A 26,623-nucleotide genomic window follows, 5' to 3' on the forward strand; every position below is an offset into this window, starting at 1 on the left:
AGCTCCCTGACTAGTGTACTTGAGCCGTCGGGCGGAAACCATTGCTAAGAGGCGGGATTTGCGAGTGTCCTGACGGAATCGGGCAGTAACCTCCGGTGGTTCCCTGCTGTAGGACAGCGACTGAAACGGGGGCATCCAACGTTAGTCTCAAGAAGGAATGAGGTTGGGATGAGTCCAGTAGCAAGAAGGTGGCAGCGGATCGCGGCGATCGTATGCGCGGCGTCCGTGTTTATGGCAGCGGGTCAGAGTTCCAAGAAGCACAAGCCTGCGACGGCGCATGCCAAGAGTTCGAGCAGCAAAAGCGCACACAAGAGTTCGGGGAAGAGCTCGCGCGTGGTCGCGAAGGGTGGCAAGGCTAAGGGCAGACGCGTGGAGGAGCCTACGGTTTCGGCTGAAAGCGTTCGGCTGAACCACGCGTTTTCGGCTTCGGCGCAGCTGCGACCGATGGCGCAACAGTTGGTGACCTCGCGCAGCGCAGCGGCGTATGCGGGCGTTGCATCGTATGCGGCGTCTCATCCTGGCGATGGATCGGCTGCGGCCAACCTGGCGCTCGGACATGCCTATCTCCTGGACAAGCGATACAGCGACGCGCAGATGACGTTCCGGCGCGCGGCTGAGGGCGACTCGCCGCTGGCGGATTATGCAGACTACCTCGGCGCGCAGGCTGCGGTTCAGGGCAATAACGCTTCGCAGGCGATTACGCTGCTCACAGGCTTTGCAGAGAAGCATCCGGGAAGCTTGTTCGTGGATCAGGCGCCGGTGCTGCTGTCGAGTGCGTATCTGGCGCAGGGCGATCCGACGAGTGCGCTGAAGGCACTTCAGCCACTTGCCGATGCGAGCACGTCGAGCCATGTGGACTATCGCATGGCGCTGGCGAAGGCGTATCAGGCCTCGGGGAATGTGGATAAGGCGTCGTCGTTGTACCGCGGCTTGTATCTCGGCAATCCGCTGGCGCCTGAGGCTGCGCTTGCCAAGGCGCAGCTCGTGGCGATGAATGTTCCGCTGACGCCGGGCGAGAAGAAGCAGCACGCGGATTCGTTGTTCAACGCGAAGCAGTATGTTGAAGCAGCGGGAGAGTATCGCGCGCTGCAGAAGGATGAAAACGGCTTGAGTCAGGCGGATCGCGATGCGTTGGAGATTTACATTGCGGTGTGCGATCTGAGGCTGAAGAAGCTGGGTAGCGGAGAAGTGAACAGTCTTCCGCAGACGGGTGACGATACGGCTGCGCTGAAGCTGTACATGCGGGCGGAGCTGGCTCGCAGTGCGGGCCGCAACGACGAGCAGGACGCGATTGTGCAGCAGCTGATGACTAGCTATCCGCAGAGCCGATGGCTGGAGGAGGCGTTGTACTCGGGCGGCAATATGTACCTGCTGAAGCATGACAGCGAGCGGGCGATTGCTGACTACACGGCGCTGTGCGAGCGGTTTCCGCGCAGTACGTATGCGCCGAACTCGCACTGGCACGCGACGTGGCTGAACTATCGTCTCCGGCGTTATCCAGAGGCTGCGAAGCTGATGGATGAGCAGATCGTGAACTATCCGGGAGGACAGGAGATTCCCGGAGCGCTGTACTGGCGCGGACGTCTGTACGAGGACATCGAGCAGAATCTGCCGCAGGCGCTGAACTACTACAAAGCGCTGAGCAATGCGTATCCGAACAGTTATTACGCGATTCTTGGTCGTGGCCGCATCGCGGTGATCGGCACACGCGAAGCGGTTGCGCCTGCGCCCGCGCTGGCTTCGGTGCGAGCGATCGACGATCCGCATTTGACCGATGTACTTCCTGAGAACGATCCGCATCTGATCAAGGCGCGGTTGCTGGCGAACGCTGCGCTGAACGAGTACATTCGGCCCGAGATTCAGCTGAGCGAAACGTCGCGCAGCTGGGGCGTTCTGGCCGAAGCTGAAATCTACCAGAGCTTCGGTGAAGATACACGCGCGCTACAAGCGATGAAGCGAGCCAAGCTGCCGTTCTTCTCGCTGCCAGTGCAGGAAGTTCCGATGGCTTACTGGCAGCTGGTGTTTCCGCGTCCTTTTTGGAGCCAGTTGAAGTCGAATGCTGAGTTGAACGGACTTGATCCGTATCTTGTAGCGGCGCTAATTCGGCAGGAGTCTGAGTTCAATCCCGGCGCTGTGAGTCGCGCGAATGCCTATGGATTGATGCAGCTGTTGCCTTCGACAGGGAAGATGCTGGCGAAGCGGGGCGGAGACAGACACTTTACGACGAGCGAACTGTTGGATCCGACGACGAACCTGCGGCTCGGAACGGTTGATTTGAAAAACTCGATCAATAAGTACAGCGGTCAAGTCGAGTATGCGCTGGCGGCTTATAACGCTGGCGATACGCCGATTCGCAACTGGATTGCGCTCAACAACTACAAGGATGTTCCTGAGTGGGTCGAGTCGATTCCTTATACCGAGACACGTGAATATGTGCAGGGAATTATGAGGAATCGGGAGATGTATCGGGCGATTTATGCGGGACGGTAGGTACCCCCTCCCCCCATACTTTCGATCTAAAGTATGGGGAAAGCGAGACTAAGGGCTGGACTTAAGTTGTTCGGAAAGCAAGGATGCCTTCCGCATCAGAATGGAGTTCAACACTTCCAGACGCCCGGTTCCAGTTTTCTGGAGTCGGGCGTTCTCTTGTCCGCTATTGGCCGACAATCGCTTTCAGCGCGTGATAGCTTTTGCCTAACTAGACAAGCATGATCAAAATGGATGAACTTGACGACCGCACACAAGCTCTGCTGAGCGTGAATGCTACCCTCGAGGCCCTCGGTGCTATTGGAAAACACATCTCTCCTGAGATGTCGGAAACTGTGGCGCTCTACTTCCAGACCGTTAACGATGCTGTGCGTCTTAGTGGCGTAAAGTGCGCAGAAGCGATTGAAGCCGCAACGCTCAAACCGGAGTTGGTCGCCAAAGTGCTTGTCACCCTTCCAGTGCCTGTGGTTCAAATTTAGTGAGAACCATGTTTGCAGAGCGCCTATCAGCTACTTTCTTGCTTCTACTTCTATTTTATCAAGCGGCATAGGGTAAACATGCAAGTTTTATCCTATTTAGAATCATAGGTTTGAGCGGGTTCGGGGCTTGACAGCTCAAGCGCCGAATTACTCGTGCCGGAGGGCTACGACGGCGTCCATGCGGGAGGCACGCCAGGCGGGCAGGAAGCCTGAGACGATGCCGACCAGAGCGAGGATGATGAAGGACGTCAGCATGATGGTGCCGGAGGCGCGGAGGATGATGTCGCCTTCGTGGTTTGCCGTTTTGTACATCGCGGAGTAGAGCGGCATGGGTGGGATGAGGTAGGCGGCGACGAAGGCGACAGCCATGCCGATAACGCCGGCGATGAAGGTGAGGACGAGGCTTTCGAGCAGAAAGTGCGCCAGGATGTCGCGGCGGCGGGCTCCGAGGGCTTTCATGAGACCGATCTCGCGGGTACGCTCTGTGACGGAGACGAGCATGATGTTCATAACGCCGACGCCACCGACGGCGAGGGTCATGGCTCCGATGATGCCGAGCAGGACCTGTAAAGCGATGGAGAACTGGACCATGCTCTTGCCGTCTTCGATGGTATCCCAGGCTCCGATGGCTTTGTCGTCGCGGGGGTCAAAGTTGTGGCGCTGGGCGAGGACGGTGCGGACAGCCTGGATGGCCTGCAGGTGCATGGCAGGAGTAGAGGGCTGGAAGACGATCGAGTCGGGGTCGCGCTGCTGGCGCAGGGTGCGCATGGTGTCAAAGGGGACGAAGATATTTTCGTTGTCGGGGCCGTTGTTGCTGGAGTCCTGAATCTTATTGCGAAGGACGCCGATGACGGTGAAGGGCTGGCCTTCGATCTGGACGATTTCGCCGACGGGCGGATAGCCGTTGAAGAGCTTGGTGGCGGCGTGGGGGCCGAAGATGACGACCTGGCGATGCTCGGCGAAGTCGGCAGGTTCGAAGTAGCGACCGTCCTCGACGTCGAGCCTTCTCATGCGAGCGTAGGGAAGGTCGATGGCCTTGCTCTGGATGTTGACGGACTTGGGTCCGTACTTGACGCTGAAGCCGTCGTCGGTTTCACGGGAGACGGCGGAGAGAAAGGGGAGTGCGTCGCGGACGGCTTCCATGTCGCCATCGCGGAGTTTGACCTTTTGGCCAGAGCGCTCGCCGCCGGCCTGCATGGAGGTCTGGCCACCCCAGATCATGATGACGTTGTTACCGATGCCCATGAAGCCCTGCATGACGGCGTCGCCGACACCTTTGCCGTAGCTGAGCAGAAGGACGACGGTGACGAGCCCCCAGACGATGCCGAGCATGGTGAGGCCGGACCGCACGCGGTTGCGGTTGAGGGACTGCAGGGACTCGAGGAGGATTTCGCGAAGGTTCATAGGAGTGGGTGGTGGTTGAAAAGGTTCCGGCTCTTGTGGCTGTAAAAACTTCTTCGGGGTCCTTCGACTTCGCTGCGCTTCGCTCAGGATGACCATGTCTGGGGTAGGTTCATTAGTCGGTTCGGAGGCACTCGATGGGGGTCATGTTGGCGGCTCTTAGGGCTGGGTAGGTTCCGGCTGAGACGGTGATGAGGCCGAGGGTGATAAGGGAGGCGATGATGGCGATCGGTGAGATGACGGGGTGGGGCATCACGTCGGGGAGAGGAATGAGTTTGAGGAGAAGGCAGATGCCGACGCCGCAGACGAGGCCGGAGGCTCCGCTGACGAGGGTGATGATGGCAGACTCGGCGAGAAACTGGCGGCGGATGTCGCGGGCGGTAGCGCCGAGGGCTTTGCGGACGCCGATCTCGCGGGTGCGTTCGGTGACGGCGACGAGCATGATGTTCATGACGCCGATGCCGCCGAGGAGCAAGGTAAGAAGAGCGACGGCGGCGAAGAAGATGGTCATCGCGCGGAAGATGTTGTCGGTGAACTGCGCGCCTTCAAGGGTGTCCCAGACCCAGAGGGCGTCGAGGTCCTGCGGGTCGAAGTGATGGCGGTCGGCGAGGACCTGGCGGACCTGACGAAGGGCGGCGACGTGCTTTTCGGGGCTGACGGGCATGACGACGATATTGTTGACGGTGCCGCGGGTGTCGGAGACGGTGCCAAGGAGTTTGTCGGCGGTGCCGAAGCTGGGAGGGAAGTCGCGTTCCATGGAGGAGAAGGGGACGAAGAGCTGGGAGTTGTCGGGGCCGGAGCCGTAGCTGCCATTCTGCTGCTTTTTGCCCATGACGCCGATGACGGTGTAGGGGTAGCCTTCGATCATGAGGGGCTGGCCGATGGCGGTTTTGCCGGGGAAGAGCTGTCGGTTGGAGTCGTAACCGAGGAGGACGACGCGGGCGGCGGTGGCTTCGTCTTCGTCGGTCATGAGGCGGCCCTGCTCGACCTTGAGGGAACGGAAATTTTGATACTGCGGCCAGACGCCGCGGACGGCGCGGCTGGCGGCGTTGAAGGGGCTGACCTCGGAGACGGTGCGGCGCAGTTCGGGTGAGACGGTTTTGACGAGCGGGGCGAGTTGCTGGATGGCGATGGCGTCGCCGAGAGTAAGGTGTATGTCGCGACCGGAGGCGTACCCGCCGGAGGGCATGGCGGATTTGCCGCCAAAGCAGATGGCGATGTCTGTGCCGATGGACTTGAGGCGCTGGTGCTGGTCGATGCCGAAGCCAATGCCGAGGCCGACGAGGAGGATGACGGAGGTGATGCCCCAGAGAATGCCGAACATAGTGAGGAAGCTGCGGAGTTTTGAGTCCCAGAGGGCAGCGAGGGTTTGGCGAAAGATCTCGAGAAGGGGCATTGTGGATTCCGGCTGGCTTTTGTGAAGTGGCGAAAGGTGGCGAGATCTGGTTACAGCAATCGATACGCGCGGAGGCGGTCCGCGGTTCCCGGGGGAGAGGACTTTCAAGAGGCTGGCGCGATAGGATGAGGGTGCGGTTGTCCTGCAATCGCGCCCGGATGGTGAAATCGGCAGACACAGCGGACTTAAAATCCGCAGACCGGAAACGGTCGTGGGGGTTCAAGTCCCCCTCCGGGCACCATGCTTAGACTGAGTAGCTGATTGGGTGGAAGTGCCTGTTCCTTTGCCCGATCGCCCGATTGGAGTCATACGAAGCAGGCGCTGCTGTGCCGCTTCTGAAGCCGTCGAACCCTTGGAAAACAATTTTATGTAAAGCGAAGACTCCAAAGGCCTGAATTGGGGTTTGAAGGACTTTCTGCGTCGTGTCGCTCGATAGAAAACGGAGTGGCGCGCCTTGGAGTTCTGTCTGCGTATACGTCATAGGGCAATGAATGTCGCGTAAATATCAATTGACTTTGGCGACAATAAGAAATACAACTTCACATGCATTCTTAAATACAGAAACTCATCGAAAAACTGGGGTGAAAGCTCCATTTTTGACCTCGATGATTCATTCGACGCCTGGAGGGTAGGTTTATGCGGCACTTGGGTTATGACTTGAGATCGATGGTCTCTCGGCGCTTTCGTAGCGCGGGCACTCTGTTTCTGCTTTGTTGTGCGCTCGTTGCGCTGACTACGGTCGGCCGGGCGCAGGACCTCTCCACGGGCTCGCTGAATGTCACGGTCGTAGATGAGCAGGGCGCGCTGGTTCCGGGAGCGAGCCTGGTGCTGAAGGATCTGGGAACGAACGACATTCATAAGGCGACGACGCGGTCGACCGGGGTTTCGGTGATTCCATTTCTGAATCCGGCGGTCTACAGCCTGAGCGTGACGAAGGCTGGCTTCAGCTCGAGTGAGTATGAGAAGGTCACGATCACGACGAATCAGGTGACGAACATCACGGCGAAGCTGAAGGTGGGTGGATCGAACGAGACGGTGACGGTGAGCAGCGATACAAACGCTCTGCTGAATACGACGCAGAATACGCTCTCGACCTCGATTGACCTGAAGCAGGTGGAAGACCTGCCGACCGCGGCCCGCGATGTGTTTTCGTTGGCGTTTCTGGTGCCGGGTGCGGTGGACGATAACTTCAACAACCTGCCGGGCGGCGCCGTGAATACGAGTACGAACGGGTTCTCGACGATTACGAACCGCAACAAGAGCGGCGGCTTCGATACGAATGGACCGGCGACGACGCAGCGGCTGGAGACGACGCAGGAGATGACGGTGGAGACCGATCAGCTCGATGCCTCCAAGGGCGGTACTGCGACGATGGACATTGGGTTCCTGACAAAGCGTGGAACGAACCAGTTTCATGGGCAGCTGTTCGAGGACTATCGCAGCGAGTCGATGAACGCGAATGGCTGGCTTTCGAATAACTCTTTGTTGCCTCGGCAGCTGCTGATCATCAATGATTTCGGAGGCAACGTTGGTGGGCCGATCATCAAGGACAAGCTGTTTTTCTTTGTGAGCCTGGGCAATTATCGGCAGCCGTCGCAGAACCTGGTGCAGACGGAGATACCGACGGCATCGGTGCTTGCGGGAAACTACACGTACATCAACGCGACGACGAATCTGGTAGAGACGAAAAACCTGTTGCAGGCAGCGGGAGCGGCGGGGTGCTCGGCGTGCCAGAGCACGGTGAATGCGGTGATTGCGAAGGACCTGGCGAATATCGTTTCGGCGGAGTCGCAGGGGGGAGCGACGATCAGCTCTCTGGATTTGAACCACAACCTGCTGAACTTTACGAACAAGGCTTCGACGATCGAACGCTTTCCGACGCTGCGCATGGACTACAACCTGACGCAGCGGTTTCGCCTGACGGGATCGGTGAATGAGTCGAACTATTACTACAATCACACGGGTGCCGCGCCGTATCCGGGGCCGCTGTTTGCGAACCAGGCGACGAGCACGAAGTATCGCAACTACCAGGTGGTGGCGGGCTTCGACTGGACGGTGAAGTCGAACCTCGTGAATGCGTTTCGCGTGGGGTATCTGTATTCGGGAGCGGTGTTCGATTCGCAGGGGCAGCAATCGCCGGATGCGAACATGCTGGAGCAGGGAGATCTCGCGTTCGGGTTTGGCCTGAACAGCGGCATCAATTACTTCACATCGCTCAAGGGTGGATTCCTGTATCCGGTGACGAGCATCAAGGACGATATGACCTGGACGCACGGTCGGCATAACATCACGTTCGGCGGTTCGGCGGCTACGGAGATCGATCACTACTATAACGGCGAGTTCGTGCCGTATGTGGGCGTGAGCGCTCTGCAGGAGGGCGATCCGGCGCAGGCTCCGATCGACGCGGCGGTGGCCGATGGTCCGACGAACGCTACCAGCGACGCGGAGGGGCTATATTCGACGCTTGCAGGCCATTTGAACTACTACAGCCTGGGCGAGTTTGTGAACATCCACACGAAGCAGTATCAGCAGAACATCTCGTTCAACCTGCATGAGAAGCTGACGCAGGCGGCGGCGTTCTTCCAGGATTCGTGGCGCGCGACGCCGACGTTCACGCTGAACTATGGTCTGCGCTGGGACTTTACGGGGGCGTCAAAGGATGAGACGGGCTTCTATACGAACCCGGACATCGCGAATCTCTGGGGGCCTTCTGGAGTGGGCAACATCTTCAAGCCGGGCACACTGACAGGGATTCAGAATCCGGTGGAGGGACCGCGTTCGGAGAGCTATGCGCCGACGTATGTTCATCCGGAGCCGACGGTTGGTTTTGCGTGGAATCCTGTGGAAGCGAAAGACTCTGTGCTGGGCCGTTTGATGGGAGACCGCAAGACGGTCGTCCGGGGCAGCTTCACCCTCAAGAACTACACCGAAGGGGCACAGAACTTCTGGAGCATCGGGTCGAACAGCGGAGCAAACTTCAACACCTATTACTATGCCGATCCGGTGACGCCGACACCGAATGTGACGCCGCCGGCCGGGTTCTATAACGCAGGTTCGGTCGTGCTGGGTGGACCTCTACCGGCGCTGACGTCGACCTCGCCATCGCCGTTCCAGTCGGTGATTCCGTACTCGTTTGCGACGTTCAGCGGCACATCGTATGCGACGTTCAATCCGCACATCAAGCAGCCCTATGTGGAGTCGTGGACGCTGGGTATACAGCGTCAGTTGACGCAGAGCAGTGTGCTCGAGCTGCGGTATGTGGGCAATGTAGCGAAGGACCAGTGGCTGCTGAAGAACTATAACGAGGTGAACATCTTCGAGAATGGTTTCCTCGCGGAGTTCAAGAATGCGCAGCTGAACTATGCGGCTTCGGGTGGAACGACCTTCCAGGGCGCGGCACCGACACCGATTTTGAATACCGCGTTTGCCTCTTCCGGGCTGGCGGCAAACTTCACGAACGGCAGCTTCCTGAACATGGTGAAGACGGGGCAGGCGGGAGCACTGGCGACGCAGCTGGCGGGCAATCCAACGTATCTCTGCTCGCTGGTAGGGCAGACGTTCAGCCCCTGTGCGGCGGGCGGGTATGCGGGCAATGGTACGTACCCGATCAACTTCTTCCAGGAGAATCCGTATGCTGCCGGTGCCGGGAACTCCGAGCTAACCAACGCAGGGTTCTCGAACTACAACGCGCTGCAAGTGGAGTTCCGGCAGAACAACGTCCACGGGATGCAGTTTGACGCGAACTACACGCTCTCGAAGTCGCTAGGCACGAGCGTGCAGGGAAGCACGGCTCCGGGCTATTACGGTGGCCGGTCGAACAGCGCGCCGGGGTTCTATACGCTGCGCAATCAGGGATTGAACTACTTCCCAAGTGCGTTCGATGTGCGGAACGTCTTCCATGCCAGCGGAACGTATGACTTTCCGTTTGGGAAGAACAAGGCGTTCCTGAACAAGAACTATATCGAGAACGCCATCGTTGGCGGATGGACGATCGGAGCGATTGTGCTTTGGCAGAGCGGCGAGCCGCACCTCTTCTCGGGCGGCACGCAGACTTTCAATGGAAATGACTCGGGCATTACGCTTGTCGGCGTAACGGCGGCGCAGCTGCAGAAGCAGATTCATCCGCGGTTCCTGCCCGGCAAGCCGTATGTGAGCCTGTTCGATCCGAAGTACATCAACCAGGCGAACGGCCAGGCAAACTCGGCGTATATTCAGCCTGCATCGACGCCGGGCCAGTTCGGCCAGCTGTTGTGGCTGCATGATCCGAAGTTCTTCAACACGGACTTGTCGCTGACGAAGCTGGTGCCGATTCGCGGATCCATCAACTTGAAGGTGCAGGGAGTCTTTCTGAATGCTTTCAACCATACGCAGTGGACGGGTATGGATACGGGCGTACAGGATTCGACGTTTGGTTCGACGTCCTCCACCTATAACCCTTCCAATGGAGTGAACGGAGGAGCTCGTCAGATCGAGCTTCGCGCGAACCTGCAGTTCTGATGTCGCAATGGGTTGGAATTGCCGGGTCGCTTGCAAATGCAGGCGGCCCGGGCAGTTTGAGAGTCAATGGCATATGCTGGCAAGCGCAGGTGTTATTTTGGCAACGTAATTCGACGAACATAAACTCTTTTGTATCCAAAATGGTCTACAATTATCGATATGGTTTCGGCTGAGAGAAGCAAACAAGTTCAGGTGCTGGACTCACACACCGAGGGCGAGCCTACGCGCGTTGTTGTCGAGGGTGGGCCTGACCTTGGCCAAGGCACGTTGGCGGAGCGGTTGCAGGTGTTTCGTGATCGCTATGACGGCTTTCGTTCCGGGGTGACCTGCGAACCTCGTGGGTCGGAGGTTGTGGTCGGAGCTCTGCTTTGCGAACCGAGCAATCCTGAATGCGCTGCGGGTGTCATCTTCTTCAACGATGTGGGCTATCTGGGGATGTGCGGTCACGGCACGATTGGGCTTGTGCGGTCGCTGGAGTATCTCGGGCGGATCAAGCCTGGCAAGCACCGCATCGAGACGCCTGTGGGTGAGGTTGGGGTCGAGCTGAAGGCGGGTGGGCGTGTGTCGGTGAGCAATGTTTTGAGCTACCGCTATCGTACTGCTGTGCCGGTAGAGGTGCCGGGGTTGGGGACGCTTACGGGCGACATTGCGTGGGCAGGGAACTGGTTCTTCCTGATTGGCGAGCATCCTTTTGAGTTGACGATGGAGCGTCGCGCAGAGTTGATTGCTGCGACGCATGCGATTCGTGCTGCGTTGTCGGCCAGTGGCATCACCGGCGCTGATGGAGCGTTGATCGATCACATCGAGTTGTTCGGTAAGCCGGAGCATGCGGAGAATTCAAGCCGGAACTTTGTGTTGTGTCCTGGAGCTTCGTTCGACCGCTCGCCCTGCGGCACAGGCACCAGCGCCAAGATGGCGTGCCTGTATGCGGATGGCAAGCTTGCGGAGGGCGAGGTGTGGCGTCAGGAAGGATTTCTCGGGACCCACTTTTCGGGCTCAATCGAGGCACGCGGGGAGGCTATACTTCCGACCATCGAAGGTCGTGCCTGGATCACCGGGAAGTCCGTGCTGGTGTTTGAAGATGACGATCCGTTCGTTGGTGGTATCGAGTTCTGATGAAACCGTTCGATGTGGTCATTCTCGGGGCCGGGATTGTGGGATCGGCGTGTGCCTATGAGTGCGCGCTGGCGGGGATGCGTGTCGCGGTGGTGGAGCCGGCTGTTCCCGCAGGAGCTGCGAGTGCGGCGGGGATGGGGCACCTGGTAGTGATGGATGACTCGGAGGCGCAACTGGCTCTCTCGCACTTCTCGCGTGAGCTATGGCGCGAGCTTCGCGAAGCGCTGCCGCAGACGGTTGAGTACGAGGAGTGCGGCACGCTATGGGTTGCAGCGGATGCTGAGGAGATGGAAGAGGTACTAGCTAAGCAGCAACGATATGCGAACAGCGGCATCGCCTCCGAGATGCTGGATGAGAGGGCCCTGCTCGAGGCCGAGCCGGGGCTGAGGCATGGGCTTGCCGGAGGATTGAGGGTGCCGCAGGATGGAGTGATCTATCCACCGACCGCCGCTGGTTACTTTCTTTCCGTCGCACAGCAACGGGGCGCGCAGTTGATACAGGGGAAGCGTCCGGTGCGTGCGGCTGAGGGCGAGGTCGTTTTTGAAGATGGCTCGCGTTTGAGCGCTGGATGGATTGTGATCGCGACCGGCACCGATACGAGCTTGTGTCCGTGGTTGAAGATACAGCCGCGCAAGGGGCATCTGGTGATTACCGACCGCTATCCGGGGGTTGTGCGGCATCAACTGGTGGAGCTGGGATATTTGAAGAGCGCGCACAGTGTCTCTACGGACTCTGTCGCATTCAATGTGCAGCCACGCAAGACGGGCCAGTTGCTGATTGGCTCGTCGCGGCAGTATGGCGAGTTGAAGCGTAAGGCCGATCCAGAGATGTTGCGGAGGATGCTCGATCGCGCGGTGGAATATATGCCTTCGTTGAAGCAGCTCTCCGTGGTGCGGGTGTGGACCGGGTTCCGAGCGGCGACTCCGGATAAGCTACCGCTGATTGGACCTACGCCGGATTCGACGGTGTTGGTGGCGATGGGCTTTGAAGGGCTTGGCATTACGAACGCGCCGGGAGCAGCGAAGCTGGTGCTGCATCATCTGACCGGTGCCGCGGTGCCGATGGACCCTATGGCGTTCCTGCCGAGCCGTGTGGCGAGAGCGGAGGCGGTCCATGCGTGACGGGACGGCTGTGAACGCGGCGATGATCGGGTTGATCGTGAATGGAGAGGCTTTGCAGGTGCGGCGTGGAAGCACGGTGGCGGCTGCACTGCTAAACGCTGCGACGGCTTGCAGGATTTCGGAGAGTGGAGAGCCGCGCACGGCTGTGTGCGGTATGGGCGTGTGCTTTGAGTGTCGCGCCACGGTGGATGGGATCGCCCAACAGCGGACGTGCCAGATGGAATGCCGCGACGGCATGGTGGTGGAGACGCAGCGATGAAACACTCCTTTGACATCGTTGTGGTGGGAGCAGGCCCGGCAGGGTTGGCGGCGGCTACGGCTGTGGCAGAGGCGGGGCGTCGTGTCGCTGTGCTGGACGAAAATCCACGCGTGGGCGGACAGATATGGCGAGCGAGCTTGAGTAAAGTGGCTCGCGATCGTAGTAAAGAAAGAGCTGTTGCACGTTTCGAGGCTTCTGGTGCGAAGTTGTTTAGCGGCCACCAGATTGTCGATGGCGATGCGGCCGGCGCTTTGGAGTCGTGGGTTGCTGCGACGCAGAGCCTTGAGACTTTCAGCTTTGAACGGCTCATTCTGGCGACGGGCGCTCGCGAACGCTTTCTGCCGTTCCCCGGGTGGACGTTACCGGGTGTGTTCGGTGCAGGCGGCCTGCAGGCCTTGGTGCGAAGCGGCTATGACATTCGCGGAAAGCGCGTGGTGGTTGTAGGCACGGGACCGCTGCTGCTGGCTGTGGCGGCGCACCTGAAGCAGGATGGAGCTAGGGTTGTTCTGGTCGCGGAGCAGGCGCCCCTTTCGCAGCTGATGCAGTTTGGCTTGAGCCTGATAACGCGGCCCGGCAAGATCGTGCAGGGCTTGAGTCTGCGAGCGCAGTTGGCGAATGCGCAGTATCGCACTGGATGCTGGCCTGTTGCGGCGCTGGGCGATGGCACGGTGACCGGTGTGCGCTTGAGTGATGGTTCGCGCACATGGACCGAGGCTTGCGATCTGCTGGCATGCGGCTTTCATCTTGTTCCGAACACAGAGTTAGCGACGTTGCTTGGCTGTGAGGTCGGCGACCACGGTGTGGTAGTCGATGCAGACCAGCAGACGTCGGTAGCGAGTGTTTACTGCGTGGGGGAGACGACTGCGATCGCGGGTGTCGATGCTGCGCTCTTGCAGGGGCGCATTGCAGGATTGGCCGCCGCGGGTAGAGCTTCTGAAGCAAGGACACTGCATATGCAGCGGGATGCGGAACGTTCGTTTGGGAGACGCATGGATCGCGCCTTCGCTTTGCGGAAGGAAATGCTCACACTGGCTATGCCCGATACGATCGTGTGCCGTTGTGAGGATGTACGCTTCAGCCAGATTTCACAGGCCGCTGCGCCGGGCAATGGATGGACTAACGCGAAGTTGCAGACGCGTTGCGGCATGGGGCCGTGTCAGGGACGCATATGCGGGCCTGCGTTGAACGCGCTGTTTGGATGGAAGAATACCTCGGTGCGCGCGCCTCTCTTTCCTCTACCGATAGCGGCGTTATGCTCTTCGCCGCTTGCAACAGATGACGCAACGACTTTAGTTACACAGGAGAACTGATAATGAACTGGTTTGGCGTAATGCCCGCGATGACAACACCCTTCCACCCTGATCTTTCGGTCGATCATGAGATGCTGGCTCACCATGCAGAGTGGCTGCTTGAGAATGGTTGCCACGGCCTGGTGATGCTTGGTTCGCTTGGCGAAGGCGCGACGTTGGAGCACGACGAAAAGATCGCGATTTTGAAGACTGCAGTGAAGGCTTCGACTGCGAAGGGGACGCCTGTCGTGGCGGCGATCTCTGCGCTTTCGACCAAGAGCGCGGTGGCGCTCGCGAAAGAGGCAGAGCAGGCTGGCTGCAGCGGGCTCATGGTGCTGCCGCCGTATGTGTACACGTCGGACTGGCGCGAGATGAAGGAGCACGTGGCTGCGGTGATCAACGCAACAAAGCTGCCCTGCATGCTTTACAACAACCCTGTTGCGTATAAGACGGACTTCCTTGCTGTCCAGATCGCGGAGCTTGCTGCGGAGTGCCCTAACCTGCAGGCTGTGAAGGAGTCGAGTGCGGATGTCCGGCGCGTGATGGCGATTCGCGAGGTGGCTGGTGATCGTCTGAAGATCTTCGTCGGCGTCGATGATGTGCTGGTAGAAGCAGTCGACGCGGGTGCGACAGGCTGGGTTGCTGGACTGGTCAATGCGTTTCCGCGTGAGTCGGTGGAGCTGTTCGAACTGGCTCTTGCGGGCAAGCGCAAAGAGGCTTATGCGTTGTACGAGTGGTTTCTGCCGCTGCTGCGTATGGACACCGTGCCGAAGTTTGTACAGCTGATCAAGTGGGTGCAGGAAGAGACGAACACTGGCATCGCACGTGTTCGCGCTCCGCGTCTGGAACTTGTGGGTGCTGAGTTGGCAGAGGCGAAGGCTGTGCTGAGCAAGGCTCTTGCGGCGCGTCCCACGGTCACCTCCACGGTGTTCAAGGCATTGCAGGAGGCGTAATGGCAGTCGAGCAGCTTGCAGGACTTTCATTGATTGAGGGCGTCGCCACGAAGGGTGGTGGCGCGACCTTTTCTGGCTACAACCCAACGGATGGTAACGCGTTGGAGCCTTTCTACACTTCGGCAAGTGTGACCGACGTTGAACATGCTGTGGCTGCTGCGGTGAAGGCTGCGGAGTTTCTTGCGGCTAGTTCTGGTGCGGATCGTGCCAGGTTGCTGCGTGCATTTGCCGACGGTCTCGATGCGGCAGCAGAAAGCTTGATTGAGCGCGCGATGCTGGAGACAGCTTTGACGCGCCCACGATTGACAGGCGAGGTCGCACGCACAAGCGGGCAACTGCGGTTGTTCGCCAGGGTTGCTGAAGAGGGCGCGTGGCTGAACGCGCGCATCGACATGGCGGACCCGAGCCGCACGCCGCCGAAGCCCGATGTTCGCTCGGTACTGCGTCCGCTAGGGCCGGTTGTGGTGTTTGGTGCGAGTAACTTTCCATTGGCGTTTTCAGTAGCTGGTGGCGATACTGCTTCGGCACTTGCGGCGGGGAATCCTGTGATCGTGAAGGCGCATCCTGCTCATCCTGGAACGGGCGAGCTGGTGGGGCATATCGTGAACGCTGCTGTAGCGCGCGAGGGTTTTCCAGCTGGAACGTTTGCGTTGCTGTTCGATGCCGGTTATGAGGTTGGAGCGGCGCTGGTGCAACACCCCGAGATAAAAGCTGTCGGCTTCACTGGTTCGTTTCGCGGGGGACGCGCGCTGATGGACCTGGCTGCGAAGCGTGAGGTGCCGATCCCGGTGTATGCCGAGATGGGCAGCACGAATCCGGTGTTTGTGTTGCCGAAGGCCTTGGCGGAGCGATCTGCTGCACTCGCTGCCGATCTACAGGCTTCGTTCACGCTGGGTGGTGGTCAGTTCTGCACGAAGCCGGGCATGGTGTTTGTCGAAGAGCAGCATGGCAGAGCGTTCGTAGAGACGTTGCGCAGTAAGGTTGCGGCGGGCGGAGCCTTCTCTCTATTGACCGCAGGTATTGCGAAGCAGTTTGAGCATGAGCTCGCAGAGCGCAGGTCGTTGGCAAAGACGCTGGGTGCAGAGCGGGGCGAGGGCCATGCGGCGCAGAGTGTGCTGTTTGAGGTCTCGGCTGAGAAGTTCTTTGAGGATAAGCGTCTCTCGGAAGAGGTCTTCGGACCGACGACTTTGCTGGTCCAGTGCGATTCGAAGGAACAGATGATGGCGGCGGCGCGTGGACTGGAAGGGCATCTTACGGCTACGATCCTGGGTACGCCGGAGGACCTGGCAGAGCACGCGGAGTTGATTCGCATTCTGGAGCAGAAGGCCGGGCGGGTGATCTTCAATGCCTTTCCTACAGGTGTTGAGGTGAACCACGCGATGGTGCATGGTGGGCCGTATCCTGCGACTTCTGATGGGCGATCGACCTCGGTAGGGAGTCTTGCGATTCTGCGCTTTGCTCGCCCCGTTGCATTCCAGGGCATGCCGCAGTTCGCTCTGCCGCCAGAGTTGCAGGATGCGAATCCACGGAAGGTGCCGCAGCTGCGCGATGGGGTGCTCGCGATATAAGTGTCCTTCGATGGAGCATGAAAAGGGCCGCGCTATTGCTAGCGTGGCCTTTTCTTTTCAGATTCGATCACGTAGCCGATTGCATCCAGACCTTGGATTCGACCGTGCGACGGCGGCGAGGCTTGGGTGCTTCGGCAGCCGCTGTGCTCACACTATTAGTCGCGCCAGGCGCGTAGTTCACTGAGCTGTCGCCGCCGATCTCGTGATGTTCCTGCGGCACGCGGTTCATGCGAGCGTAGTTTGGTATCGCGAGCATTGGCGAACCATCCTGCCACTTGCCCGTGATGACCATGACGCCACCGAGCAGGTCCGGTCGCCACTCGGCCTGTAGCGTCTCGTTGCTCAAAGCGAGATCGAGGTCATGCTGGTCGGCGGTTTCTACGTTGTAGATCAACGGGCCATATTGCAGAGCCAGCTGATTGACGTCCGCCCTGATGCGCGGGTCTGCCTTGATGCGCTGGACTTCCATCGGCAGCTCGAGTTCGACGGTGTCGCCCGGCTCCCAGCGACGTGTGATGACCGCGTAGCCTTTGACGACGCGGGGCGTTACCGGCGTGCCGTTGACTGCGAGCCGCTTGAGGCCGCTGACCTCTGGCGTGGTGGTGTAGAGCTTTGAGGTGGTACGATCCGGCACGCGGATATGCAGGCTGAAGGTTGCAGCCTCTTCGGGGTGCAGCGTGATGGCGACGGCCCCCTTCCAGGGGTACTCGGTTTTCTGCACGACTTCAAGCTTTTTGCCGGCGATCTTGCCGACGTGGACGCGGCCACCGATGAAGAGGTTTACGTGAAGAGCATCAGCGCTCTTGGTGTAGCTCCACGTGGGTACCATCAACAGCGTGCGCGGAATGTTGCCGACGCAACAGGGGCAGACATGCCACGGGTTGCGCTGCGTGTTTACCAGCGGATTGGTGTAGCAGAAGTTCTTGCCGGCCATATCAACCGCACCGAACAGAGCGTTGTACATCGTCTGTTCGTAGAGGTCGGCGTACTTCGCGTCGTGGTAGGCGAGGTTCATCTTGTATTGAAAGAAGATGAGGCCGCAGCTTGAGCACGACTCGCAGTAGGCGTCGTTGTGCAGCGAGTAGTTGGGGCCAAAGCCTTCCGAGGTATCGCCGCTGCCGATGCCGCCGGTTACGTAGTACTTCTTGTTGACCATGTTGTCCCAGAGCGAAAGCACCGCGCTCTGGTAATCCTGATCGCCTGTTTCAGCGGCGATGTCGGCCATGCCGGAGTAGAAGTAGGTGGCGCGCACGGCGTGGCCGACGGCCTCGTACTGGCGGATGGGAGGCAGGTGGCTCTGGTCGTACTCCTGGCCTCCGCGACGGGAGTCGAGCAGAAATTTGGCGAGCACGATGTAGGCATCGCCGCGATGATTGCCTTCGGTGTCATTGACGAAACGACCGAAGCGCACGAGCGCCTGTTCCATCTCCTGGTGGCCATCGAACCAGGCTTTTTTGCTGGGCCCGATGTTGGCGACCCAGCAGTCGGCGAGCTTTTTTGCGGCGTTATAGAGTCGCAAGTCCTGGCCGTCGGTAAGGGTGTAATGATTGATGGCGGATTCGATGAAGTAGCCCGCGACATAACCTTCGTGGTTGCCACGCTGCTCTGGCGACCACCGCGCGGGCCAGACCTTGCGGTCGGCGAGCGTGTAGGCGGTTTGCAGGTAGCCGTCGTGCTCTTGCGCGGCGAGGATGATCGGTATCCAGCGCTCGAGTGTGACCTTCATCTGCTTCTGTGCGGCAGCGATATCCGCATCTCCTTGCGGATCGACCATGAGCGCGATGCACATGGATTCCACGGTCTGATGGACCCAGGCGTTGGCGAAGACGTATCCCTTGTGGCGACCGTGCGGTTCGCCGCGCAGAGCCTTTCCGGCTTCGATAAAGTTGTCGAGGCCGCCCTGGCCCTCTGTCAGGTCGGTGCGCTCGCACTGCGCAACGCAGTGAGGAATCCAGTCGACGATCAGCGTCTTTGCGCGCTCGTTCCACATGGGGTTATCGATGGCATAGCGCGTTGTGTAGACGACATCCAGCCGCTGCTTCGGAGGAGCGTGTTCTGCATGAACGATCAGCGTGGAGTGCGTGTTCTCCTTCTCGCCGAAGGCGGTCAACTGCAGCACATATTCGCCGGGCTCAGAGAACGTGGCGGTGGTGTTTTGTGCAGTCGCGTCGGCGAAGACTACCTGGCCGGGGCCTGATGTCTTAGCCCAGCGAGCGCGTTGTGTCGAGGCCGGGTTCAGCCAAGTTGCCGAACCGGAGAGATACGTCTTGCCTCCGAGCACAACAGCGCGATCGACACCGGCTTCGACGGTCGGCGGGAAGAGCGGAACAGCACCGCTGCTGTAGACCTTCCACTCAAGGATGCCGGTAGAGTGCTTGCCGTCTGAGGCCATCTCGACACGCAGTTTGTCCGTCTTGACTTCATCGAAGGTGGTGCTGTTGAAGCCATTGGATGAGACGCTGAGTCCCTTCGGATTCGACACGGGTATGAACGCTGAGCCGTTCCAGTAGGTGATGGTGTAGGAGGCGGGCAGGCCAACGCCCTGGCCATCGGCCCACCAGTAAATGTCCACGCGGTTGGTGGTGACGGGACGCGCCCAGTCGTATTGCACCCACTGGGCGTCGGTGTGCGGCCAGTTGCCGTAGCTGCCGCGGCTGTCGTCGTCGGAGCCGGTGGGGTCGAAGCCGTCGTTGAGTGCGGTGAGTCGTGTGTCTCCCGAGATGTAGGACGCAGAGGGCGTGGCGACCTTCGCAAGATTGACCGTGACGCTCTGAACTACGGACGCGAGAGCTCGGGAACGATCCACGGCAGAGAGCAGGGCGGTGCCGGCGGCTGCGGCGAGAAAGTGTCTGCGGTTGATCGCTGCGTTAGCGTTCTTCATCTTCGTTTCCTTTCAGCGCGACGATGCGCTGGGCCCTGCGGTCGAGTGATGCATTGCCCGCAGAGGGGTCATTGGTAGGACGTATCAGGTCATGCATTGGTCGCGGCATGCAAGGATCTAAACCGCTATTTGTATACGTTAATGTACTCAATTATTTTTGAGATTGTCCAGTGATGTGCACTTGGACTGGTGTGGGGCGGAATCGGCTATTTGTTCATGAAATGGCGTTCTGGCACAGGCGCGATCTGCGATGGGGGGAATTTGATCGTAGCTTGAAGGGTACGCTGGCATGCGATGGCGAGTGCTGGTCTGAGGCTGAGTTCCATTGACATTGCATACGCAATTGGATACAAAGCTAACAATCGCACGTTTAAACAGGGCTGTTGCTGTCGGATGCCGGGAAATCCTGCAATGGACTGGGTCAACGAAAAAGGAATCTAGACATGAAGCCGAATCGGCGGGAGTTTGTCTTTGGAGCGGCTGCAGTCGCTGCAGTGAGTGCAACTCCGTCGCCGTTAGGCGCCGCGACGACTGCGGCGTTGCCTGCTTCGGTGAAGTCGTTGCCGTTGTCGGCCGTGCGACTGAAACCTTCCGACTACGCGACTGCGGTTGAGGTGAACAAGACCTTCCTTCTCAATTTGAGCGCCGATCGACTGCTGCATAACTTCATGCTGTACGCAGGGCTGCCGCCGAAGGGAGCGATCTACGGCGGCTGGGAGAGCGACACGATCGCCGGTCATACCGTAGGCCACTACCTTACGGCTCTGGTGAATACCTACGAGCAGACGGGCGATGTGGCTTGCCGCGAGCGCGCAGATTACATTGTCGCTGAGCTTGCCAGAGCGCAGGCGGCGCGCGGCAGTGGCTATGTGGGAGCCCTGGGGAGGAAGCAGAAGGATGGCGCCATCGTCGATGGCGAGGCGATTTTTCCAGAGGTGATGCGGGGGGACATCCACTCCGGCGGCTTCGATCTCAACGGTTCGTGGTCACCGCTGTACACCGTACACAAGTTGATGGCGGGTCTGCTGGATGTGCATGCCGCGTGGGGCAATCCGACTGCTCTGAAGGTGGAGCTTGGATTGGCGGACTACTTCGCGCGTGTCTTTGCGGCACTGGATGACGCGCAGATGCAGCAGATGTTGAACACCGAGTACGGCGGATTGAACGAGAGTTTTGCGGAGCTATATGCGCAGACTGGTGATAAGCGATGGCTCGAGGTAGCGCAGCGCATCTACGATCGCAAGGTGCTTGATCCGCTGGCGGCGGGGCAGGATAAGCTTGCGAACTTCCACGCCAACACGCAGGTGCCGAAACTGATCGGGCTAGCGCGCATCCATGAGCTCAACGGGAAGCTTGAACCTGCGAACGCAGCAAGCTTCTTCTGGACTGCGGTGACGAAGCATCACAGCTATGTGATTGGCGGCAACGCCGATCGGGAATACTTCTCTGAGCCGGACACAATTGCGGACCACATCACCGAGCAGACCTGTGAGCACTGCAACACGTACAACATGCTGAAGCTGACGCGTCATCTTTACAGCTGGAAGCCGGATGCAGCGTACTTCGACTACTACGAGCGGGCACACCTAAACCATGTGATGGCTGCGCAGAATCCGAAGACCGGTGGCTTTACCTACATGACTCCGCTGATGACCGGGGCGCCGCGTGGCTACTCCGAGCCGAACGAAGATGCGTTCTGGTGCTGCGTAGGCAGCGGGATGGAAAGTCACTCCAAGCATGGCGAATGCATCTTCTGGGAAGGAGATGGTATGTTGCTGGTCAATCTCTACATCCCTGCGGAAGCGACATGGGCGGCACGTGGTGCGAAGGTGGCGCTTGAGACAAAGTATCCGATGCAACCGGAGTCGCGACTGACGTTTACCAGTCTGCGCAAGCCCACGACTTTCAGCATTGCGCTGCGTGTGCCTGCGTGGGCTGAGGGCCGCGCCAGGATCATGGTGAACGACAAGCCGTTCACGCCGGCGATCTGCAGGGGCTATGCGATGGTGTCACGTCGTTGGAAGCAGAGCGATGTGGTTTCGATTGAGTTGCCGCTGGAGCTTCGCCTTGAGGCCACTCCGGGCGATGCAAACACAATTGCCGTGTTGCGTGGACCCATGGTGATGGCTGCTGACCTTGGCGATGTTGCAACGAAGTGGGACAGTCCGGATCCCGCGATGGTCGGTGCAGATTTGCTTGGCGGATTCAAACAGGGGACTGGACTGGAGCGAGTCAGCTATGAGACGCATGGCGTGATACGTCCTGCGGACCTTACGTTTGTGCCGTTCTATAGCCAGTATCAGCGTCGCAGTGCGGTGTACTTCAAACGCTTCAGCAATGAACAATGGAAGGTGGAAGAGGCGGCGTTCCTGACAGAGCAGGCACGTCTCCGTGACATCGCCGCGCGCTCGGTCGATGTGATGCATCTCGGCGAGATGCAGCCGGAGCGAGATCACAATCTTGTGTCTGAGACTTCGTACCCGGTTGAGTATCGAGGCAAGCAGGGACGTGACGCTCGCTCGGGCGGTTACTTCGAGTTCAAGATGCATACGAAGCCCGGTCCACTTGTGTTGATGGCTACGTACTGGGGCGGCGAGCGCGGACAGAATTTCGACATTCTTGTAGACAACGTGCTGGTGGCGACTCAGCAGTTGAAGGACAACAAGCCGGGCAAGTTTTTCGATGTGGAGTACCCTGTGCCAGAGGCGCTAACAAGAGGGAAGTCCAGTATTCGCGTGCGGTTTGTGCCGCATAATCACTCCACGGCCGGGCCGGTCTTTGGAGTACAGCTGTTCACGCAGAAGGCCGATGCGGCGGCGTCCATAAGCTAGCCAGGCTACATATTCGAAGATCGAATTTCAGGAGCGATACATGCGGTTTCCTTGGGTGATTGGGCTTGGTGTTGCTGCTGTAGCGCTGATGGTGGCGTCGCCTGCGATGGGTGAGTCTGACGGGTCTCGTGCTTCCACGATGCGTCCTGTGATCGAGCAATACAGTGCTGACAATGCTGCTTTGGAGCAGACGTATTCCTTCGACTTATCGCGATCGCACATGCAGCGCTTCAAGGTCTTCTATGCGAGTGAACTGGAGTCGCTGTCAAAGATCGACTTCGATCGTCTGAACCATGAAGATCAGGTCGACTATTTGCTGTTGCGTAATCTGCTGATGTCAAAGCAGCATCAGTGGACCATTCGGCAGAGACAGATTGATGAGATGCAACCGCTGCTGCCCTTCGAAAAGAACGTCGAGACTTTGCTCGATGCAAAGCGGCTGATGCAGAGGCCGGAGGGTGAAAAGTCCGCGGCTTTGCTGGTGGAGATGACGAAGCAGATTGCGGCTGCTCGCAAGCAGCTTGACCCTGGAACGCAGGGAGCAAGGAAAATTGATCCTGTCGTTGCCAACCGTGCCGTCCATGCCACGCGAGAGATCAGCGAGGCGCTGCATGATTGGTTCGGCCAGTACGACGGCTATGACCCCACGTTCACCTGGTGGGTGGAGCAGCCGTATAAGGATCTAGACAAGTCGCTGAAAGACTACTCGGCGTTCCTGAAAGAGAAGCTGATCGGGATTGCTCCGGACGACAAGACGACTATCATTGGCGATCCTGTGGGCCGCGATGCGTTGCTTGCGGACCTGCAAGATAACCTGATCCCTTACACGCCAGAAGAATTAACAGCTATCGCCCAGACCGAATATGACTGGTGCATGAAGGAGATGCTGAAGGCGTCGCACGAGATGGGCTATGGCGATAACTGGCACGCCGCTGTGGAGAAGGTGAAGACGATGCATGTCGCCCCCGGGGAGCAGCCTGAACTGATTCGCAAACTCGTGGTGGAGGGCAGCGACTTTGTGAAGAAGAACGATCTCGTCACCGTTCCGCCATTGGCTGACGAGACCTGGCGCATGATCATGATGACTCCTGAGCGTCAGCTGGTGAATCCGTTCTTTACCGGGGGCGATGAGATCAGCGTGTCGTATCCGACGGACACGATGACCTTCGATCAGCGCGAGATGAGCATGCGCGGTAACAACATTCCTTTCGCGCGAGCGACGGCGTTCCATGAGATGATTCCCGGCCACTTTCTGCAGTTCTACATGTCAGAGCGTTACAACGTGTATCGCCAGCCGTTCGAGACACCCTTCTGGGTGGAAGGTAACTCGCTTTATTGGGAGATGCTGTTCTGGGACAAGGGCTTCGAGCATACGCCGGAGGAGCGCGTCGGCGCGCTGGTGTGGCGAATGCATCGGTCTGCACGCGTGATCTTCACCATGAATTTCCATCTTGGCAAGTGGACTCCGCAGCAGTGTGTACAGTTCCTCATTGATGCCGTGGGCTTCGAGCCGGACAATGCGACAGCCGAGGTTCGCCGTTCGTTCGATGGCTCCGTTGGTCCTCTTTATCAGAGTGCGTATCTGATGGGTGCTCTGCAACTGCGCGCGCTGCGGCATGAACTGGTCGACTCAAAGAAGATGAGCGAGCGCCAGTTCCATGACACGATCCTGCACGAGAACGCGATGCCGATTGAATTGCTGCGGGCAGACATGGAAGGCCTGAAGCTGACGCGCGACTACAAGACGAATTGGGCGTACTACGGACCACACCCTACGCACCCGTAAGTGAACGACGGAGGAACAAGGTTGAACGCAGACAAGCAATCGTTGCAGGGAGAGTCCGGGGCAGAGCACGATGGAGAGTTCCGCAAGGCGCTTGGTCTGTTTGACTCGGTGATGATCGTCTCGGGAATTATGGTGGGCTCGGGCATCTTCATCGTCAGCGCGGAGATCTCGCGACAGGTGGGCTCGGCTGGCTGGCTGCTGGTGGCGTGGCTCATCACGGGAGTGCTGACGGTTGCGGGAGCTCTCAGCTATGGGGAACTGGCTGCGATGATGCCCGCTGCGGGCGGCATGTATGTTTACCTTCGCGAGGCCTTATCTCCGCTGGTGGGTTTTCTTTACGGCTGGACGCTGCTGACGGTGATCCAAACGGGTACGATCGCCGCCGTTGCCATTGCGTTTGCTCGCTTCTCAGGCGTGGTGTTTCCTGTGGTCAGTGAGACGAACTACCTGATCTCTCCCCTCAAGGTGCTGCCTGGTTACGCGGTCTCGCTGTCGACGGCGCAGATGCTCGCGCTGTTTGTGATTCTTCTGGTCGCGGTCATTAACTGTTACGGGGTGCGGTGGGGAAAGCTGATCCAGAATGTCTTTACGGTCGCGAAGCTGCTGGGCATGGTGCTGTTGCTGGGGCTGGGACTGTTTGCGTTTCTCCATACGCCGGCGGTGTTCCATGCGAACTTCGCACATGCTTGGCGTCCGCAGGGAACCGTGGCGATCGGGAAGACCGATATTTTCACGGCCTTCGGAATGATGGTTGCGCTGTGTGTGTCGCAGACGGGTTCGCTGTTCTCCGCAGATAGCTGGCATGACATCACCTTTGTTGCGGGCGAGGTCCGCAACCCAAAGCGCAATCTTCCGCTATCGCTGGCGATCGGCACCTCTCTGGTGATCGTGCTGTATCTGCTCTGCAACCTTTGCTACCTGGCGGTGCTTCCAATGCACGCGATCCAGACCTCGCCCTCAGACCGCGTGGCTACGCAGATGGTGAACACGGTGATGCATGGCACAGGCACCTTTGCGATGGCCGTACTCATTATGGTGTCCACGTTCGGTACGGTGAATGGCATCACGCTCGCCGGTGGTCGCGCCTGTTATGCCATGGCACAAGACGGGCTCTTCTTCCGCCGCGCAGGCCGGCTCAACCGACAGGGTGTGCCAGCGTCGGCGCTGATGATGCAGTGTGCATGGGCGCTCTTGCTGGTACTGCCGCGCACGTATGACGTTGCCACAAAGACGTATGGAAATCTCTACAGTAACCTTCTCGATTACGTTATCTCGGCGGCGTTGATCTTCTACATCCTCACGGTTTACGGGATCTTTCGTCTTCGCCGGACGCGGCCTGAGATGCCGCGGCCCTACCGGTGCTGGGGATACCCGTGGCTGCCGGCGCTTTACATCTTGGGAGCTTCGATTACGCTCGTGGTGCTCTTCTGCTATCGCACAGCCACCACATGGCCTGGGCTCTTGATTATCGTGAGCGGGCTGCCTGTGTACTGGTTTTTGCGCCGCCACGGTGAAGCGAAGGGCGCCCAGACAGCAGCAGCGCTATCTGCCTGAAAGGATGGGGCTGCGCCGCGATGTATTAAAAATCCGGGAACGGTAAGTACGTGAGACCGAGGTGCGTTTGCATACAGTTCTGCGTTTACTGCCGTGTGATAATGAGGTTGTCTTTCGAGAACCTATTGATTCCTCATGGCTACAGCAAAGAGTAAGAAACCCGCCGCCGCAAAGAATGGAAAGGCGAAGGCTGAGCATGGCACCAGCCTGATCACAGCCTTCCGCGAGATTCGTGAACTGATCGTCCACGGTCGTCTATCCCCGGGAACCTGGATATTGGAAGCCGACCTTGCCGAACGACTGAATATGAGTCGCACTCCCGTGCGCGGTGCGATTCACTGGCTGCAGCGCGAAGGCTATGTGCTCGAGCACCGGAATGTCAGCAAATCGCGGATGATTGTGGCGCCTCTTACGAAGGAAGATGCGAATGAGCTGTACAGGATTATCGGCAGTCTCGAAGGGATCGCTGGCCGAGGAGTAACTCAACTACCAGAGGGCCAGCGCAAGCCGATCACCACGCAACTGCGTGCGTTGAATGAACGGCTTTCTCATATAGCGAGCGGCCAGAGTGGTCATCCGGGGGAGATCTTCGAAATTGACCGGGACTTCCATCGCCTCATCATCAAGTATGGCGCTGGTCCGCGTTTGACCACGCTGCACGGCGGTATAGAACCTCAGACTGAGCGCTATTGGCGCCTCTATGCGAGCTCGATCATCAAGGATTTGCACACCTCGGTGCAGGAGCACGAGACGATCATCCGGGCGGTTGAATCAGGCGATTCGGACGCGGTCGATACGGCTCTGCAGGCGAACTGGCTGCGCGGCGCCGATCGGTTGGGCCATGTGATCGACATCTTTGGCGAGCGCGGTAGCTGGTAGCGGCTTATCAATAGGCAGCTGAAGACGGCAGCAGGCAATTTGCCTGCTGCCGTCTTTTTTGAGGTGTGGCGTATCGGGGAGCCCCTAATAAGTTTCTTGTCTTGCAGCCAGCTATGATATATACGA

General features: G+C 59.0%; 16 protein-coding genes and 1 tRNA gene. 14 read left to right on the forward strand and 3 right to left on the reverse strand.

Going from position 1 to position 26,623, the window contains the following annotated elements:
* Positions 1-168: 168 nt before the first annotated feature.
* On the forward strand, positions 169-2,490 hold the full coding sequence (locus OHL14_RS10425; RefSeq protein ID WP_263379281.1) for a lytic transglycosylase domain-containing protein: 2,322 nt from the start codon (positions 169-171) through the stop codon (positions 2,488-2,490).
* A gap of 227 nt (positions 2,491-2,717) precedes the next feature.
* On the forward strand, positions 2,718-2,966 hold the full coding sequence (locus OHL14_RS10430; protein WP_263379282.1) for a hypothetical protein: 249 nt from the start codon (positions 2,718-2,720) through the stop codon (positions 2,964-2,966).
* 147 nt (positions 2,967-3,113) lie between these two features.
* On the opposite strand, the gene OHL14_RS10435 is transcribed toward OHL14_RS10430, so the two are convergent.
* Positions 3,114-4,370, reverse strand: coding sequence for an ABC transporter permease (locus OHL14_RS10435; RefSeq protein WP_263379283.1), 1,257 nt, complete (start codon positions 4,368-4,370; stop codon positions 3,114-3,116).
* 112 nt (positions 4,371-4,482) lie between these two features.
* Positions 4,483-5,763, reverse strand: a complete 1,281-nt coding sequence (locus OHL14_RS10440) for an ABC transporter permease (RefSeq protein WP_263379284.1) — start codon at positions 5,761-5,763, stop codon at positions 4,483-4,485.
* A gap of 152 nt (positions 5,764-5,915) precedes the next feature.
* Here OHL14_RS10440 and OHL14_RS10445 point away from each other — a divergent pair.
* From OHL14_RS10445 to OHL14_RS10480, 8 genes are all read left to right on the forward strand, one after another.
* Positions 5,916-6,004, forward strand: a tRNA-Leu gene (locus OHL14_RS10445).
* A gap of 425 nt (positions 6,005-6,429) precedes the next feature.
* Positions 6,430-10,260: a TonB-dependent receptor gene (locus OHL14_RS10450; RefSeq protein WP_263379285.1), complete on the forward strand. Its 3,831-nt coding sequence runs from the start codon at positions 6,430-6,432 to the stop codon at positions 10,258-10,260.
* A 159-nt stretch (positions 10,261-10,419) separates the two neighbouring features.
* On the forward strand, positions 10,420-11,376 hold the full coding sequence (locus OHL14_RS10455) for a proline racemase family protein (RefSeq protein WP_263379286.1): 957 nt from the start codon (positions 10,420-10,422) through the stop codon (positions 11,374-11,376).
* A complete protein-coding gene (locus tag OHL14_RS10460) occupies positions 11,376-12,497 on the forward strand; it encodes an NAD(P)/FAD-dependent oxidoreductase (protein ID WP_263379287.1) in 1,122 nt (373 codons plus the stop codon). Before OHL14_RS10455 ends, OHL14_RS10460 begins: the two co-directional genes overlap by 1 nt.
* A complete protein-coding gene (locus OHL14_RS10465; RefSeq protein WP_263379288.1) occupies positions 12,490-12,756 on the forward strand; it encodes a (2Fe-2S)-binding protein in 267 nt (88 codons plus the stop codon). The genes OHL14_RS10460 and OHL14_RS10465 overlap by 8 nt, the downstream gene beginning before the upstream one ends.
* On the forward strand, positions 12,753-14,066 hold the full coding sequence (locus OHL14_RS10470) for an FAD/NAD(P)-dependent oxidoreductase (protein WP_263379289.1): 1,314 nt from the start codon (positions 12,753-12,755) through the stop codon (positions 14,064-14,066). The genes OHL14_RS10465 and OHL14_RS10470 overlap by 4 nt, the downstream gene beginning before the upstream one ends.
* A 2-nt stretch (positions 14,067-14,068) precedes the next feature.
* On the forward strand, positions 14,069-14,998 hold the full coding sequence (locus tag OHL14_RS10475) for a dihydrodipicolinate synthase family protein (RefSeq protein WP_263379290.1): 930 nt from the start codon (positions 14,069-14,071) through the stop codon (positions 14,996-14,998).
* The gene (locus tag OHL14_RS10480) at positions 14,998-16,566 is read left to right on the forward strand and encodes an aldehyde dehydrogenase (NADP(+)) (protein ID WP_263379291.1); all 1,569 of its coding nucleotides are present in this window, start codon (positions 14,998-15,000) and stop codon (positions 16,564-16,566) included. The genes OHL14_RS10475 and OHL14_RS10480 overlap by 1 nt, the downstream gene beginning before the upstream one ends.
* A gap of 67 nt (positions 16,567-16,633) precedes the next feature.
* Here the strand turns inward: OHL14_RS10480 and OHL14_RS10485 are convergent, their stop codons facing one another.
* The gene (locus tag OHL14_RS10485) at positions 16,634-19,447 is read right to left on the reverse strand and encodes a glycoside hydrolase family 127 protein (RefSeq protein ID WP_263379292.1); all 2,814 of its coding nucleotides are present in this window, start codon (positions 19,445-19,447) and stop codon (positions 16,634-16,636) included.
* Positions 19,448-19,890: 443 nt separating this feature from the next.
* Between OHL14_RS10485 and OHL14_RS10490 the strand changes: the two genes are divergently transcribed.
* From OHL14_RS10490 to OHL14_RS10505, 4 genes are all read left to right on the forward strand, one after another.
* Positions 19,891-22,278, forward strand: coding sequence for a glycoside hydrolase family 127 protein (locus tag OHL14_RS10490; protein ID WP_263379293.1), 2,388 nt, complete (start codon positions 19,891-19,893; stop codon positions 22,276-22,278).
* Between the two features lie 40 nt (positions 22,279-22,318).
* On the forward strand, positions 22,319-24,064 hold the full coding sequence (locus OHL14_RS10495) for a DUF885 domain-containing protein (protein WP_263379294.1): 1,746 nt from the start codon (positions 22,319-22,321) through the stop codon (positions 24,062-24,064).
* Positions 24,065-24,085: 21 nt separating this feature from the next.
* The gene (locus OHL14_RS10500; RefSeq protein WP_263379295.1) at positions 24,086-25,618 is read left to right on the forward strand and encodes an APC family permease; all 1,533 of its coding nucleotides are present in this window, start codon (positions 24,086-24,088) and stop codon (positions 25,616-25,618) included.
* A gap of 135 nt (positions 25,619-25,753) precedes the next feature.
* Positions 25,754-26,497, forward strand: coding sequence for a GntR family transcriptional regulator (locus OHL14_RS10505; protein ID WP_263379296.1), 744 nt, complete (start codon positions 25,754-25,756; stop codon positions 26,495-26,497).
* Positions 26,498-26,623 lie beyond the last annotated feature (126 nt).

Origin of the sequence: Granulicella paludicola (assembly GCF_025685545.1) — a bacterium.
GTDB classification, from domain to species: Bacteria; Acidobacteriota; Terriglobia; order Terriglobales; family Acidobacteriaceae; genus Granulicella; species Granulicella paludicola.

Coding starts and splice junctions, on each gene's coding strand:
- OHL14_RS10490 (WP_263379293.1), top strand. CDS start 19,891: ATGAAGCCGAATCGGCGGGAGTTTGTCTTTGGAGCGGCTGCAGTCGCT.
- OHL14_RS10495 (WP_263379294.1), top strand. CDS start 22,319: ATGCGGTTTCCTTGGGTGATTGGGCTTGGTGTTGCTGCTGTAGCGCTG.
- OHL14_RS10460 (WP_263379287.1), top strand. CDS start 11,376: ATGAAACCGTTCGATGTGGTCATTCTCGGGGCCGGGATTGTGGGATCG.
- OHL14_RS10440 (WP_263379284.1), bottom strand. CDS start 5,763: ATGCCCCTTCTCGAGATCTTTCGCCAAACCCTCGCTGCCCTCTGGGAC.
- OHL14_RS10480 (WP_263379291.1), top strand. CDS start 14,998: ATGGCAGTCGAGCAGCTTGCAGGACTTTCATTGATTGAGGGCGTCGCC.
- OHL14_RS10475 (WP_263379290.1), top strand. CDS start 14,069: ATGAACTGGTTTGGCGTAATGCCCGCGATGACAACACCCTTCCACCCT.
- OHL14_RS10505 (WP_263379296.1), top strand. CDS start 25,754: ATGGCTACAGCAAAGAGTAAGAAACCCGCCGCCGCAAAGAATGGAAAG.
- OHL14_RS10450 (WP_263379285.1), top strand. CDS start 6,430: ATGGTCTCTCGGCGCTTTCGTAGCGCGGGCACTCTGTTTCTGCTTTGT.
- OHL14_RS10425 (WP_263379281.1), top strand. CDS start 169: ATGAGTCCAGTAGCAAGAAGGTGGCAGCGGATCGCGGCGATCGTATGC.
- OHL14_RS10435 (WP_263379283.1), bottom strand. CDS start 4,370: ATGAACCTTCGCGAAATCCTCCTCGAGTCCCTGCAGTCCCTCAACCGC.
- OHL14_RS10430 (WP_263379282.1), top strand. CDS start 2,718: ATGGATGAACTTGACGACCGCACACAAGCTCTGCTGAGCGTGAATGCT.
- OHL14_RS10485 (WP_263379292.1), bottom strand. CDS start 19,447: ATGAAGAACGCTAACGCAGCGATCAACCGCAGACACTTTCTCGCCGCA.
- OHL14_RS10465 (WP_263379288.1), top strand. CDS start 12,490: ATGCGTGACGGGACGGCTGTGAACGCGGCGATGATCGGGTTGATCGTG.
- OHL14_RS10455 (WP_263379286.1), top strand. CDS start 10,420: ATGGTTTCGGCTGAGAGAAGCAAACAAGTTCAGGTGCTGGACTCACAC.
- OHL14_RS10470 (WP_263379289.1), top strand. CDS start 12,753: ATGAAACACTCCTTTGACATCGTTGTGGTGGGAGCAGGCCCGGCAGGG.